Origin of the sequence: Chitinibacter sp. ZOR0017 (assembly GCF_000799095.1) — a bacterium.
Lineage (GTDB): Bacteria > Pseudomonadota > Gammaproteobacteria > Burkholderiales > Chitinibacteraceae > Chitinibacter > Chitinibacter tainanensis.
The window spans coordinates 1-13,677 of record NZ_JTLG01000018.1 but is presented as its reverse complement, the minus strand read 5'-3'; the positions used below and the strand labels follow the sequence as shown (position 1 = coordinate 13,677).

General features: G+C 58.0%; 11 protein-coding genes. 6 read left to right on the top strand and 5 right to left on the bottom strand.

The window, feature by feature from the left end:
• Positions 1–205: 205 nt before the first annotated feature.
• Positions 206–1,777, top strand: a complete 1,572-nt coding sequence (locus L991_RS06420) for a methyl-accepting chemotaxis protein (RefSeq protein ID WP_028449839.1) — start codon at positions 206–208, stop codon at positions 1,775–1,777.
• Between the two features lie 58 nt (positions 1,778–1,835).
• Here the strand turns inward: L991_RS06420 and L991_RS06415 are convergent, their stop codons facing one another.
• The 3 genes from L991_RS06415 to rlmD all read right to left on the bottom strand — a co-directional run bounded on the left by L991_RS06415 (position 1,836) and on the right by rlmD (position 5,331).
• Positions 1,836–2,408 (bottom strand): TMEM175 family protein, encoded by a 573-nt coding sequence (locus L991_RS06415; protein WP_028449840.1) that lies wholly within the window; start codon positions 2,406–2,408, stop codon positions 1,836–1,838.
• Between the two features lie 222 nt (positions 2,409–2,630).
• A complete protein-coding gene (locus L991_RS06410) occupies positions 2,631–3,791 on the bottom strand; it encodes a glycoside hydrolase family 18 protein (RefSeq protein WP_047393519.1) in 1,161 nt (386 codons plus the stop codon).
• 232 nt (positions 3,792–4,023) lie between these two features.
• Positions 4,024–5,331 (bottom strand): 23S rRNA (uracil(1939)-C(5))-methyltransferase RlmD, encoded by a 1,308-nt coding sequence (rlmD, locus tag L991_RS06405; RefSeq protein WP_034619413.1) that lies wholly within the window; start codon positions 5,329–5,331, stop codon positions 4,024–4,026.
• 97 nt (positions 5,332–5,428) lie between these two features.
• Between rlmD and L991_RS16455 the strand changes: the two genes are divergently transcribed.
• The 3 genes from L991_RS16455 to L991_RS06390 all read left to right on the top strand — a co-directional run bounded on the left by L991_RS16455 (position 5,429) and on the right by L991_RS06390 (position 9,548).
• A complete protein-coding gene (locus L991_RS16455) occupies positions 5,429–8,044 on the top strand; it encodes an ATP-binding protein (RefSeq protein WP_052190678.1) in 2,616 nt (871 codons plus the stop codon).
• Between the two features lie 84 nt (positions 8,045–8,128).
• A complete protein-coding gene (locus L991_RS06395) occupies positions 8,129–9,013 on the top strand; it encodes a DMT family transporter (protein ID WP_047393517.1) in 885 nt (294 codons plus the stop codon).
• Positions 9,014–9,026: 13 nt separating this feature from the next.
• On the top strand, positions 9,027–9,548 hold the full coding sequence (locus L991_RS06390) for a bifunctional adenosylcobinamide kinase/adenosylcobinamide-phosphate guanylyltransferase (RefSeq protein WP_047393516.1): 522 nt from the start codon (positions 9,027–9,029) through the stop codon (positions 9,546–9,548).
• A gap of 66 nt (positions 9,549–9,614) precedes the next feature.
• On the opposite strand, the gene aqpZ is transcribed toward L991_RS06390, so the two are convergent.
• Together aqpZ and hisC are read right to left on the bottom strand one after the other, a co-directional pair.
• Positions 9,615–10,313, bottom strand: coding sequence for an aquaporin Z (gene aqpZ, locus L991_RS06385; protein ID WP_197053829.1), 699 nt, complete (start codon positions 10,311–10,313; stop codon positions 9,615–9,617).
• 193 nt (positions 10,314–10,506) lie between these two features.
• Positions 10,507–11,562, bottom strand: coding sequence for a histidinol-phosphate transaminase (gene hisC / locus L991_RS06380; RefSeq protein ID WP_047393514.1), 1,056 nt, complete (start codon positions 11,560–11,562; stop codon positions 10,507–10,509).
• A gap of 219 nt (positions 11,563–11,781) precedes the next feature.
• Here hisC and L991_RS06375 point away from each other — a divergent pair, with 219 nt between their 5' ends.
• Both L991_RS06375 and L991_RS06370 read left to right on the top strand, forming a co-directional pair.
• Complete coding sequence (locus tag L991_RS06375) at positions 11,782–12,759, top strand: LacI family DNA-binding transcriptional regulator (RefSeq protein WP_047393513.1); 978 nt, start codon at positions 11,782–11,784, stop codon at positions 12,757–12,759.
• Positions 12,760–12,944: 185 nt separating this feature from the next.
• The coding region (locus L991_RS06370; protein WP_047393511.1) for a retention module-containing protein at positions 12,945–13,677 on the top strand (733 nt) is incomplete at its 3' end.

Below are 13,677 nucleotides of genomic sequence, written 5' to 3'. Positions count from 1 at the left end.
AAGGTCGAAGCTTAAAAAGGCCACGCATTGCGTGGCCTTTTTTATGGGTATCTGTTTGAAAACAAGCAAAATCATGCACTTGAGGCCAGTACCCCTGCAAGGTATTGGCGGGCTGGCTAGGGGTTAGTGCCGAGATCTTTGTCATGATTCTGTCATTTTGGCTGGTTAGAGTGCCCTGTATTAGCAATACCGGATACACCCCGCCATGAAAATCGCAGCGCAACTCTTTTTTGGACGCATTCTGATCGGGGTCGCCCTCGGCATTGGCGTGTTACTGGCGGGCTGGAATCTGCAGCAGCTCAACGACAGCTACCAAACCTACCGCGCCTCGCAGCAGGCCGCCAATCAGCTGGTGCAGCTGAAAGTCGATATGCTTACCACCTCGCGGCTGGATGTGATGCAGCCCGATATCAATAGCCAGCTGGATCACTACGGCCAGCAAATCGCCGCCACCAGCCAAACCTTGAAACTGGCTGCAGGCGAGCAACAGGCCATCACCCGCCTATTGCAAGACAACTGGCAGCGCTACCTCAAGCAATTTAAACAAGCCGCCGTCATCGCCGAAACCGCGCCCGAAGATGCGCTGGCGATGCCCGAGCAGCTGTACCGCAATGATCTGGCGCCACTCTTGGGCGAGCTGGACCAGATTATTCGGCAAGAGCAGCAGCAGGCGCAGGAAGCCGATCGCAGCTTTGCTACCCGGGTGAAGCAGATTGTCTGGCTGGTGCTGTTGCCGCTGGTACTGGGCGGCGTGTTGATTATTGGTTTTTCGCTGTATTTTGCCCATCATCTGCGCAATAAGCTGCAGGCGATGGAAACCGTGGCCCAGCATTTGCAAAATGGCGATCTCACCTTGCGGATGCCGGAAGGCGCCGACGAGTTTGGCCAGCTGGGGCAGGCGATTAATCATTTCCTTACCCAGCTGATGCAGGTGCTCTCTAGCGCCCAGCAGGCCGCACAGCATACCCGCAGCGATGCGCGACATATTACGGAGCTCGCCAATCAGGCCACGCGCAATATGGATGAACAATCGCAGCGGCTGAACGAAATCAGCCATGCCACCCACGAAATGACCGATACCGTGCATTACGTGGGCGAGCTGGCGCAGGCAGCTTCCAACGCGGCCAGTGAGGCTAAAGTGGCCACGCAATCGGCCAATCAGGCTGGGCAAACCACACTGGGCAACTTGCAGGCGCTGTCTAGCCACTTTGCCGCGGTGGAGCAGGCCATGCAGGATATGGCGCAATCGTTTGGCCGCATTGTGAATGTCAGCGCCACGATCAAAGACATTGCCGATCAAACCAATTTGCTGGCGCTGAATGCCGCGATTGAAGCGGCCCGCGCCGGCGAGCATGGCCGTGGTTTTGCCGTGGTGGCCGATGAAGTGCGCAAGCTGGCGCAAAACACCAGCGATTCAACCCGCACGATTCAGGAAATTCTGGATGGCACTCGCCAGACCAGCGAGCAAACCGGCAAAGCGGTGACCGCCGCCGGCCACTATTTGAGCGAATGCAATCGCGATGGTGAAATTGTCGCCGATGCCTTGCAGCGCATTGATGGCATGGCGGTGATGGTGGCTGAAAAAATGGGCGCCATTGCCACCACAGTGGATGAGCAAAGCCGCACCGCCAGCGCGATCAACCAGCAGATTGGTGAAATCGCCCAAGGCCTGAATCAAACCGTGCAGGGCAGCCAAACCATCACGCAAGACATGCGCCGCCTGCAAGATGTGGCCAATCAGCTCGATGGTAGTATGGCCAAACTGCGCACGCGCTAAAGCGGCTGGATGGGTAATGCAAAAAGGCCAGCTTGCGCGCTGGCCTTTTTGTTGGGGTTTAGTCTAAAACCCGCTCAATGCGCTGGTCTGGAATCAGCCAAATAATCGCCACGATGATATAGATGGCACCCGCCAGCAGCTCTTGATAAAAGGCCAGCGGAATCGCCAGTAAATACAAGAGCACCGACCAATTGCCCTTGCGATCGGCGCCAATCGCTTTGGCTAGCACCGAATCTGGCCCATCCACATGGATGATCGCCCGCACCAAAATCCAGTAAGCGATGGCCGCCATTAATAGCACCCCACCATAAATCGCCACGGGCAGCTGCGCAAAATGGTTTTCACCCATCCAGCCCGTCGCAAAGGGCAAGAGCGACAGCCAGAACAGTAGATGCAAATTCGCCCAGAGCACTCTGCTGCTGACCTTGCGGGTGGCGTGCAGCATATGGTGGTGGTTATTCCAGTAAATGCCGACGTAGATAAAGCTCAATACATAGCACATTAATACCGGCAACAGCGGTTTGAGCGCCGCAAAGCTCTCGCCATGCGGCACCTTAATTTCCAGCACCATGATGGTGATGATAATCGCCAGCACCCCATCACTAAAGGCTTCGAGTCGGTTCTTTTGCATATGTTCTCCTGTTGTCGTGGGGCGTGAACTCCGCCCGAGGCGTTGGATCGCTTTTAGATTCGTGCTTGGCGCTCGCTCACGTTGCACTGATGCGCTGTGAGCATTACGCCAGCATATCGCCGGCACGACAAGCGTGGCTGCGTAAATCGGCGGGCAAGCAAAGGCCGCCCTATGCATCCTGGCAGCCATTTCTTGGTGGTGGGTAGTGAAGCGGTGATGGCTTTAGCGCAGCGCTTTAATCAGCGTGTTCAGCAGGGTAAATTGCGCGTCGTCTTGCGTCATTTCCCAGATCATTACGCCGCCGAGTTGGCGGCTTTTGACAAATTTGACCTTTTCGGTGAGCGAGGCCGGATCGTCGTAGCTCAGCAACTCTTTTTTGCCCGGGTGGTACAGATAGGGCGCATTGCCGGCCTCCGCGGAGCGGTAGGCTTGCCAGCCCGGCGCTTTGGCGTATTTACGCTGGAAATCGGCCCAGGTGGCCACGCCCGGTTCGGCTTCGTCTTTCAGGCCGGGGCCGCTGCTTTGTTGGGCCAAGCCATTGCCTTGCGGGCCGGGCTCAACATTGCCCATGGCGCGCACATAAAACGGCACGCCTAAGACCAGCTGCTCGGGTTTGGCGCCTTGTTTGATGAAGTATTCCACCGCTTTATTGCTAGCCAGCGTGACGCCATCCGGGTCGCCGGGGGTGGGATAGAGGCTGGCGTGCAGGGTGGCGTTCTTTGACCAGCCGCCGCTACGATCATAGGCCATCAGATTGACCCAATTCAGGTACGGCAGGCCGTTTTTCAGATCATACCCCTGCATCACCCAGCCGCCGTTATTGGCGGGAATGGCGGTGGTGAGCAGGTAGGTTTTTTTATCCTGTTTGCCGGCGGCATCCAGCGCGGTGCGCAGCTCGCGTAGCAGGCTCACCCAGTTGCCCAGATCGGCGGGGCTAGCATCAGCGGCATACTCACCGCCGGTGACCGGGTGTTCCCAATCGACATCAAGGCCCGTGCACTGGGTTTGCCGCATGATGGCTATCGACGATTGAATAAGCTTGGCGCGGCCCGCTTCGGTTTGCGCAGTTTTGGCAATGTTTTTCGAGCCGGTCCAGCCGCCCAGTGCCCACATGCAGTTAAATTTACCGGCTTTGCGCGCGGCGGCTAAATGCGGTTGCCACAGCGCGAGGCCCGCTTGCGTGCCGGCGGCCAGATATGCTTCGCCTTTGGCATTCACTTCGATAAACGACAGCACGCCGTAGTCGAGCTTGGCCAGCTGGGGGCCAAAGCGGGCGACCGTGTCGGCATCGCGCCAAGTGGGCAGGTAGGAAATCAGTTTGTCATTGGCCAGCAGCGGCTGGCTCAGCAGCACGGCGGCAAGGGCGAGGAGTTTGGCAGACATCTGGAGCTCGGAGTGATAAAAAACAGTGCGGCCAGTATAAGGTGGCGTAAGGCATGCGCCCATGTCTGAATTGGATACGGCTTTGTTTGAATCTGATCTTGGTGGGTATTGCCTCATGGCCTTTTAAATTTATGGCTTACAGGGAAATACCCCTGCTTTGGTGCTGGTTCGGCTATGAAAAAAGACACACCGCAGTGTGTCTTTTTTGGGTCGGGACCGCCTCAGCGTCGGCTTATTCTTTTTCAAACCAGGCGATGCTTTCGACGTGTGCCGTATGCGGGAACATATTGATCACGCCGGCGGATTTGAGCGTGTAGCCTTTCACATTCACCAGCACATTGGCATCGCGCGCCAAGGTGGCCGGGTTACAGGACACATACACAATCCGTTTCGGGCCGTGTTCGGCGCTGATGGATTTCACCAGCTCCATCGCGCCATCGCGCGGTGGGTCGATCAACATTTTGTCAAAGCGGCCGAGCTGATCCAGCCATTCTTCGGTCATCTCGAAAAGATTGGCCACGGTGAATTCGGTGCGCTCGGCCAGGCCGTTGTGCGCGGCTGATTCCAGCGCGCGCTCCACCAGTTGCTGGCTGCCTTCCATCCCCAAGACCTGCGCGCCACGGCGGGCGATAGGCAGGGTGAAATTACCCAAGCCACAGAACATATCGGCGATTTTCTCGCCCGGCTGTGGGTCGAGCAGATGTAACGCGCGCTCGACCATCACGCGGTTAATCCCGTGGTTCACCTGAGTGAATTCAGTCGGTTTGAACGGCATTTCGATATTGAATTCCGGCATCAGGTAAGTGAGCGCCGGGGCATCGAGCGGATACAGCGGGTAGGCGGTATCTGGGCCTTTGGGTTGCAACCAGATCTGCACTTGCCATTGATCGGCATAGGCTTTGAAATGGGCCAGATCGTCGTCGTTGATGGCTTCCATATTGCGGAAGACCAGCACGGTGATCTTGGCGCCCACCGCCAGCTCGACTTGCGGCATGCGATCAAAAATCGACAGCTTTTTGATCAGCTCGCGCAGCGCCGGCAATTGAGCCGAAACATGCGGGGGCAAGATGTGGCATTCGGTCATGTCGGCAATAAAGCTTGAGCGCTTTTCATGAAAGCCGACCAGTACCGTGCCTTTTTTGGCCACAAAGCGCGCTGACAAGCGCGCCCGATGGCGATAACCCCAGGCCGGGCCGTAAATCGCAGGCAGCATGGCTTGCGGGTGAACGCTACCAATGCGCTCCAGATTGTCTTCCAGCACGCGCTGTTTGGCGGCCACTTGAGCGCCGAATTCCATGTGTTGCATCGAACAGCCACCGCAGACACCAAAGTGCGGGCATTTTGGTTTTACCCGCATAAAGCTGTCATTATGTATGGCGATAGCTTGCGCGTTTTCAAAGTTTGGCTTTTTGCGATAGCTGCTGTACGTCACGGTTTCGAACGGCAAGGCGCCGTCGATAAAAATGGTTTTGCCATCGACTCGGGCAACGCCATGACCTTCGTGGTCGAGTGATTCAATGTGGGCGGTTGGGTTGGTCATTTTGAGTCCAAAAATTTAGGCAATAGTCGTCAATTATAACCGAGCTTGGCCCGCATCGTGCTGCGGCGCTAACCGGTTCGCTGCTGGGTTGCTGCTCATGAAGCTCGAATCCGTTCTCAATTTACCTGCGCTCTTGCAGGCGAAAACCTGGGAATTATTTGCCGAACATCTGGTGGGGGCGGTGTGTGCGGCCTTTGAGGCCCGCCGAACTTTCCTGATTTTGCCGGCGGCAGAAAATACCTTGCAGATTCACGCTCAAGCCGTGATTGGCCTCAAACCACTGTGTTTTGCCGAGCCACAACGACCCGAAGCCTTTTTCGGCCTGGCGGTCGAAGAGCTCTTGTGGCAGCTGCGCGAGCCGGCGCTCTCGGTGCGGCCGGTGGATTTTCAGGTGCAGGATATTTGGGATCTGGATAGCAGCGAAGTGCCGCAGCTGGTGCGCTGGATCTTGCCACTGAAGCACAACGATCAGCTGGTGGCGCTGCTGTATGTTGAGCTCTCGGATGTCGCGCGGCTGGAAAAATACCTGGATACCGCTTCATTCCGGATGGAATACGCGGCGCTCGCCGGCATGCTGGCCGACCGCATCGATAGCCTGCTTAGTGGCACCGAGCTGGGGCTGGATGAAATGACCCGCCGCTTGCAACAAAGTCTGCAACGCGCAGAAGAATACCGTGAGTTGCTGCGGGTGCTCCATCAGGTTACTTTGCGCCTGACACAAACCCCAGATCTGGATACCCTCTACCGCTCGGCAGTGCAGGCTGCGATTACCGATCTGGGCATCGACCGGCTGGCGCTGTTTCTGGCCGATCACGATAAAAACCTGATGATCGGCACCTATGGCACGGATAATTTTGGTGAGCTCACTGACGAGCACTGGTATAGCGAGCCGATTCCACAGCGGCAGATCTTTTTTGATGCCGCCAAAAGCCCCGGCGAAGTGATCGTTAAAGAAGATGCGCCGATTTACTACAACAAAGTCGTGGTCGGCCGGGGCTGGAATTCACTCGTGGGCCTCTATGCCGATGGCAAGCATCTGGGCTGGCTGGCGGCGGATAATTTCTTGCGCCGCCGCACGCTGATGCCGTATCAGCGCGAAGTGATGAAGCTATTTGCCGCGATTGTGGCGCAGTTGATTCGTGCCAAGCAGGTGCAGCAAGAGATGCTGCTTTTGAATGCCCGCCTGTCGCAGCAAACCGCCGCGCTGGCCCATGCCAAAGACGAAGCCGAGGCGGCGAGTCGGGCTAAATCTGATTTTCTGGCCACCATCAGCCATGAAATCCGTACTCCGCTCAATGGGGTGCTGGGCTTTGCCCAGCTGCTGGCAGATACCCGGCTGGATAAAGAGCAAGCCGAATATGTCAGCAATATCCGCAAGTCGGGCGATTCGCTGGCTTTGCTGGTCAATGATCTGCTGGATTATTCCAAGATCGAAGCTGGTAAATTCGAGCTGAAACAGGATTTTTTCAATCTGCAGGAAGTGCTGGAAGACTCCTGCAGCATGCTGGCTTCGCGGGCGGTCGAGCGGCGGCTTGAGCTGGTGCTGGATATCGCGCCTGTGTTTCCGGTGCGCTTTTATGGCGATGGCTTGCGGCTCAAACAGGTGATGACCAATCTGGTGGCCAATGCGCTTAAATTTACCGAACGCGGCGGCGTGTATGTTAGCGCGCAAACCCAAGGCGGCATGATCGAGCTGGCGGTGCGTGATACCGGTATTGGCGTGAGCAAAGCGCAGCAGGCGTTGCTGTTCCAGCGTTTTTATCAGGCTGATTCGGGCTCGACGCGGCGCTACGGCGGCACGGGGCTGGGGCTGGCGATTTGCAAGCTTTTGATCGAATTAATGGGTGGTAGCATTAGTGTGGAGTCCGAATTGGGGCAGGGCGCCTGTTTTACCGTGCGCCTACCGCTGGGGGCGGATGACACGGTGCGGCCACGCATTTTGCCCACGCTGGCCTCGCTGGCCGGCCGGCCGGTGGTGCTGTGCGGGCAGCTGGATTGGTCGCTGGGCTGGATACGCCGTCTGCTGATCGCGTCTGAGGTGCAACTACAGGCCCCGGGCGCGGCCAGCGAGCACGCCTTATGGCTGCTGGATGAAGCGCCCAAGGGCGATGCGTGCGGCCATACGCCACCGCTGGGGGCGAGCATCCTCACGCTGGGCTGGCAAGCGCCGAGCAATGCGCATTTACGGCATGGCTTTATTGCCAAGCCGGCGCTAAATGAAGTGGGCCTGATTCGCAGCCTGAAAAAACTACTCGAAACCCAGCCCGCCTTGCCCAGCGCGCCCAATCCGGTACGCCAGTATCACGGGCATATTCTGGTGGCCGAAGACAACCCGATGAATCAGCGTGTGGTGAGTGCCTTTTTGCGTAAGCTGGGCTGCACGGTGAAAATCGCCCACAGCGGCAAAGATGCGGTGGAGATGCTCAGCCGCGAGCGTTTTGATCTGGTGCTGATGGATTGGCAAATGCCGGAAATGGATGGCATTGAGGCCACGCGTATTTTGCGCAGCCAGGCGCAGTTTCGCCATCTGCCAATCATTGCCCTGACCGCCAATGCTTTTGAAAGTAGCGAGCAGCAGTGTCTGGCCGCTGGCATGGATGGCTTTTTGGCCAAGCCGCTGGAGTTTGCCCGCCTGCAAGACATGCTCTCGTACTACCTCCCCGAGCAGGAAGACGAATACCCGCTGCCGGTCATCGCCAGCGCGCTGGATTAAAGCGCAAGGCTGGATTAGGGAAAACCCGCAGGGCAGCCGCTGGGCGAGCTGTTATCCTCTCTGTTTTAGCTGGCCGTTTTACGCATGAATTCCAAACTTGCCGGGCATCTGCTGGTGCTGTTCTGTGTGTTGGTCTGGGGCGTGACTTTTGTCTCGACCAAGGTCTTGCTGGGTGTGCGCAGCCCGGTTGAAATTGCCTTTGATCGTTTTGTCTTGGCCTTTCTGGTCTTGTGTGTGCTGCATCCCCGCTTTGCCTGGCAGGCGCCGCGTGAAGAGCTGCGCTTTTTCGGGCTGGGCCTGTGTGGCGTGACGCTGTATTTCCTGTTTGAAAACTTTGCCCTGCAATACACGCAGGCCTCGAATGTCGGCCTGCTGGTGTCTTCCGCGCCACTACTCACTGCGATTTTTGCCCATTACATCACCCACGAACAAAAACTGAGCCGGCAGTTTGTGCTGGGCTCGCTCCTGGCGCTGCTGGGCGTCGCGGTAGTGATGTTTAACGGCAGCGTCGTGCTCAAGCTCAACCCGCTGGGCGACTTGCTGGCGCTGCTGGCGGGGGCGGCCTGGGCCTTGTATTGCCTGCAGTTGCGCAAAATGGGCGACAAATACGGCTATCTGTATTTAACCCGGCAAGTGTTTTTTTATGGTTTGCTCACCATGCTGCCGGCGTTGTATTTCACGCACTACCGGCTCGATCTGGGGCTGTGGCTAAGCGCTTCGGCCGGCAATATGCTGTTTCTGGGCGTGGTGGCATCGGCGGTGTGTTATGTGGCCTGGAATAAGGCCGTGAACCTGATTGGCTCGGTGAAGGCCAGTAACTATATCTACCTGATTCCGGTGGTGACCTTGATCACCGCCGTGTTGGCGCTGGGCGAGCGACTCACCCTGATTGGCCTGACCGGTGCAGCGTTTATCCTCTGTGGGGTATATTACGCTGAGCATGGTTTTAAATTGCCTAGCGGGCAATAGGAGTGGGGAGTATATGCAGCTCATCTTGGTGACTGGCGCACAGAAAAGCGGCAAAAGCCGCTATGCCGAACAACGCGCTCTGGCGCTGGCTGCGAAGCCGGGCTATCTGGCCACCGCGCGGGTTTGGGATGAGGATTTTGCCGAGCGCATCCGCCGCCATCAGGCCGAGCGTGATGCGCGCTGGGTGAATCTGGAGCAAGACGTTGACCTGGCCGCGCACGGTTTTGGCGGGGAAGTGCTGGTGCTTGATTGCATCACCCTGTGGCTGACCAATCTCTTTACCGATGCCCAATATGAGCGTGAGGCCACGCTGGATACCGCCAAACAGCGCTGGCAGGCGTTTACCGCGGTAAGCCCGCCGACGGTGATCGCCGTGGGCAATGAGCTGGGCTGGAGCCTACATGCCGAAACCCAGATGGGCCGGCATTTTGTTGATCTGCACGGCAGCTTTATGCAGCATATCGCCGCGCAGGCGACTGAAGTGGTGCTGATGGTGGCAGGCTTGCCGCTGACGGTGAAAGCGCCCGCAGCTTGATTTTTGCCCCGTTTGCCGCAAATAAAAAAGCCGCGCAATGCGCGGCTGTTTATTGAGTGCTGAGGATTAAGCCTTGGCTTTGCCCAGCCAGTTATAAACCAGCCCCGCAGCCGCCGCACCGGCCAGTGGCGCCAGCCAGAAGACCCACACCTGCTGCAGCGCAGCCGTATCGGCAAACAAGGCCACCGCCAGACTCCGCGCCGGGTTTACCGAGGTATTACTGACCGGAATCGAGATCAGGTGAATCAGGGTCAGCCCCAGGCCAATCGCGATCGGCGCCAGCCCGGCCGGTGCGCGCTGATCGGTGCTGCCCAAGATAATCAGCAGGAACATCGCGGTGAGGACTGCCTCGGCCAGCAAGACTGCGCCCAGCGCATAGCCGCCTGGCGAGAGCTCGCCAAAGCTGTTGCTGGCAAAACCACCGGCCACAAAGCCGGCTTTACCGCTGGCGATCAGATACAGCACCGCCGCGCCGGCGATCCCGCCCAGCACTTGGGCAATCCAGTAAGAGGGCAGCTCTTTGGCTGGAAAACGCCCGCCGGCCACGAGGCCAAGCGTCACGGCCGGATTGAGGTGGCAGCCGGAAATATGCCCGATCGCATAAGCCATGGTGAGTACGGTCAGACCAAACGCCAGCGCCACACCGACAAAACCGATGCCTAATTGTGGAAATGCGGCCGCCAGTACGGCGCTACCGCAGCCGCCCAAGACGAGCCAGAAGGTGCCGATGAATTCGGCCGCGAGGCGTTGTTGTATCGAATACATGATGAACTCTCCCTATCGATGTGGTGGGTGCATACCAGCTTTGCTTGGGCTGGCAACCCGGTTAGGAGAGTTTACCTTTTCAAAGGCTTACTGATTATGACGAATGGGGCGAAAAATCACCCCGATTTCGTGTAATTGTGGCTTGTGTCGCGGCAGGGGGCCGGTCAGACTGGGTCTGACCGGTGTGGGGGACTTAAGCGAGGATCTCGCGCAGGGCGCTTACGAGCGCCGCGCATTCTTCGGGGGTGCCAATCGAAATGCGCAGAAATTGCTCGATGCGGGCCTGTTTAAAGTGGCGCACGATAATGGCGCGTTCGCGCAGGGCGGCGGCCAAGGTGGCGGCATCGTGGCCTGGATGGCGGGCAAACACGAAATTGGCGCTGGAAGGCAGCACCTCAAAACCCAGCTCATGCAGTTGCGTAGTGAGGGTATCACGGCTGGCGTTAATCGCTGCGCAGGTTTGCGCGAAATACCCCTCATCTTCAAATGCGGCTACCGCGCCGGCCAGCGCCACCCGATCCAGCGGATAACTATTAAAGCTGTTTTTTACGCGTTCCAGCCCGGCGATCAAATCAGGGTGGCCGACTGCAAAGCCCACTCGCAGCCCTGCCAGCGAGCGCGATTTCGACAGCGTTTGCACCACCAGCAGATTATCGTAGCGCTCAATCAGGCTAATGGCGCTTTCGCCGCCAAAATCCACATAGGCTTCGTCTACCACCAGTACCTGATCGGGGTAGCGCTGTAGCAGCGCTTCGATCTGCGCCAGCGGCAGCAAAATGCCGGTTGGGGCGTTTGGATTGGGGAAAATAATCGCGCCGCCACCGGTGTAATCGGCCGGGTCGATGCAGAAATCCGCCGTCAGCGGCACGGTGCGAAAATCAATGCCATACAAGCCGCAATACACCGGATAAAAGCTGTAGGTGATGTCCGGAAACAGTAGCGGGCGCTCGTGTTTCAGCAGCGCCTGAAAGGTATGCGCCAGCACTTCATCCGAGCTATTGCCAACAAACACCTGCTGGCGGCTCAGGCCGTGATAATGAGCAATCGCGTCTTTGAGCACATCGCCATTCGGATCCGGATACAGCCGCAGCGTATCGGCCACGGCCGCTTGCATGGCGGCGATGGCTTTGGGCGAGGGGCCGTAGGGATTTTCGTTGGTGTTGAGCTTGATCAGGTTGGTGATCTTCGGCTGCTCGCCCGGGGTGTAGGGGGTGAGCGTGTGAACGACGGGACTCCAGAAACGGCTCATGACAGGCTCTTGTTTGGCAAGGACAAAAGCCGATTCTACCAAGTGGCTTGGCCTTTGCGCGCAAGCTTGGGTAAAAAAAGCCCGCGGTATTGGCCGCTTGGCGGGTGTGGCTTGTCAGGCGATTGCGTAGCCCCGACACTCCGATTAGTGTTTAGTGATAAATAAAGACACATAAACAATGACGCAGCTTTTGGCGCCGGATGGAGGCAAAGCCATTTTATGACGATTAGTATGCGCGCCCTGGCGGCCGCGGTTGGTGTTTCGGTTGGCACCGTGTCGCGGGCGCTGAAGCATCAGGGCGGGGTTTCACCCGAAACCCGGCAGCGGGTCTTTCAGCAGGCCGCCGCGCTGGGCTACGACCTGGGCCGGCTAGAGCCGGCGCCGCTGCGCAAAGTATTGTTTCTGCTGCATAGTCAGCACACCCGTTCAAGCGCGGTGCCGTTTTATTCTGCCGTCGAGCAGGGCGCGCGTGATGTCTGTACCCCTATGGGTATTGAGCTACAGCCCTTTACGGTTAAGCACTCTAGCTCGATACGTCGGCAATTATTGCTGCAAGAGGCCGATGCGATTCTGGCTGTGGGTTTTCTGGAGCCGGAAACGCTGGCCATCGCGCAGGCGCTGGGCAAGCCGATGACGCTGATCGATAGCAGCGCGCCAGGGCTGCCGAGTGTGAACCCGGACAATCTTGCGGGCACGCAGGCGCTGACGGCGCAATTACTCGCGCAGGGCTATCAGCGCATTGCTTTTTTGTGTGGCTCGCTGGCGCATTATTCGATTCGTTTACGCGAGCGCGGTTATCGGCAGGCGCTATTTAATGCCGGGCGTTTGGCTGATCCGGCGCTGGAGGGGCTGATTCCGCCCGGGTTAGACCTCGCGGCTGGGGTGCAACATGTATTGCGGCAATGGCTGGCGGGCATCAATCCGCCCGATGCCATCATCGCCTACAACGATGCCTGCGCGCTGGAAGTGCTACGCCAGCTGCGCAGCCACGGTATTCGCGTACCCCAGCAAATCGCTGTGGCGGGCTTTGACAATATCCCCAGCGCCGCCGATGCCGGCCTGACCACCGTCGCGGTGGATCAGGCGGCGCTCGGTATTTCCGGGATGCGGCAATTACTCGAGCTCGCCCGCCACCAAGCAACGCGCGACAGTTTGCATGCGGTACGCGTATTGCAGCGCGCGAGTACAACCCGCTAGTAAAAGCACTGCGGCTGGCTATGGCGGGGCAAGGACTGCATCAGTGGCTCGACCTTGATCGAAAATGCTAAGTCAAATCGCTCGTCTAGGCCTTTTTTAGTAAGGAATGTACTTCGGTACAGTCGTATATTTTTCCGCCCCCCCCTATATTCCTTGGCTGGTAATCTAATCTCAGGAATTTGGTCATGGCGAGTGTTGCAGCTCAGGGCGTTAAATCAGCAGCGAAATCCATTGTATTGGTTGATGGTGTTGCATTTGTGCGGGATGCCAGTGGTAAAGAAACCCCGCTGCAAGTCGGTCAGCCACTGCAAGAAGGGCAGGTGATTTTTACCTCTGCAACTGGCCATGCCACCTTACTGTTGCCCAATGGTCAGGTCGTTGAGCTGGCTGCCGGCCGAGATATGTTGATCGATGGTGATCTAAGCGGCGGCGCGACAACCGACGTGACCGAGGCGCGTGTGGCTCAGGCCGACACGAGCGCCGATCAAATCATTACTGCGCTTAATCAGGGCAAAGATCTTTCCGATGAACTTGAAGCCACTGCCGCGGGCTTGAATGGGGCCGGTGCAGAGGGCGAAGGTGCTGGTTTCGTTCGTTTGCTCCGTATCGCCGAAAACGTGTCGCCAGTCAGCTTTAACTTCAGTGCAAACGGCGCGGCTCCTGACTTGACCGTGCCAGAGTACGCAACGCTCCCGCAGCCGGAACCCGAGATTGTCTTGCCACCAGAGCCACCGGTTGAAACACCCTCGATCACCATTGGTAATCCAAGCGCTGCCGCCGGCAACACCAATGACATCACCGTCGCCGAAGGCAAAGACGCCGTCTTCGCCGTTCACGTTGAAAAAGCCGCCGCCGGTAGCACCCTGACGCTGACCCTGGCCGACGGCACTGCGCTGAGCCCAAGCGACTACAGCAAAG

Bases quoted from the DNA above. Each gene is read 5' to 3' on its own strand.
- L991_RS06420 (WP_028449839.1), top strand. From the start codon at position 206: ATGAAAATCGCAGCGCAACTCTTTTTTGGACGCATTCTGATCGGGGTC.
- L991_RS06415 (WP_028449840.1), bottom strand. From the start codon at position 2,408: ATGCAAAAGAACCGACTCGAAGCCTTTAGTGATGGGGTGCTGGCGATT.
- L991_RS06410 (WP_047393519.1), bottom strand. From the start codon at position 3,791: ATGTCTGCCAAACTCCTCGCCCTTGCCGCCGTGCTGCTGAGCCAGCCG.
- rlmD (WP_034619413.1), bottom strand. From the start codon at position 5,331: ATGACCAACCCAACCGCCCACATTGAATCACTCGACCACGAAGGTCAT.
- L991_RS16455 (WP_052190678.1), top strand. From the start codon at position 5,429: ATGAAGCTCGAATCCGTTCTCAATTTACCTGCGCTCTTGCAGGCGAAA.
- L991_RS06395 (WP_047393517.1), top strand. From the start codon at position 8,129: ATGAATTCCAAACTTGCCGGGCATCTGCTGGTGCTGTTCTGTGTGTTG.
- L991_RS06390 (WP_047393516.1), top strand. From the start codon at position 9,027: ATGCAGCTCATCTTGGTGACTGGCGCACAGAAAAGCGGCAAAAGCCGC.
- aqpZ (WP_197053829.1), bottom strand. From the start codon at position 10,313: ATGTATTCGATACAACAACGCCTCGCGGCCGAATTCATCGGCACCTTC.
- hisC (WP_047393514.1), bottom strand. From the start codon at position 11,562: ATGAGCCGTTTCTGGAGTCCCGTCGTTCACACGCTCACCCCCTACACC.
- L991_RS06375 (WP_047393513.1), top strand. From the start codon at position 11,782: ATGACGATTAGTATGCGCGCCCTGGCGGCCGCGGTTGGTGTTTCGGTT.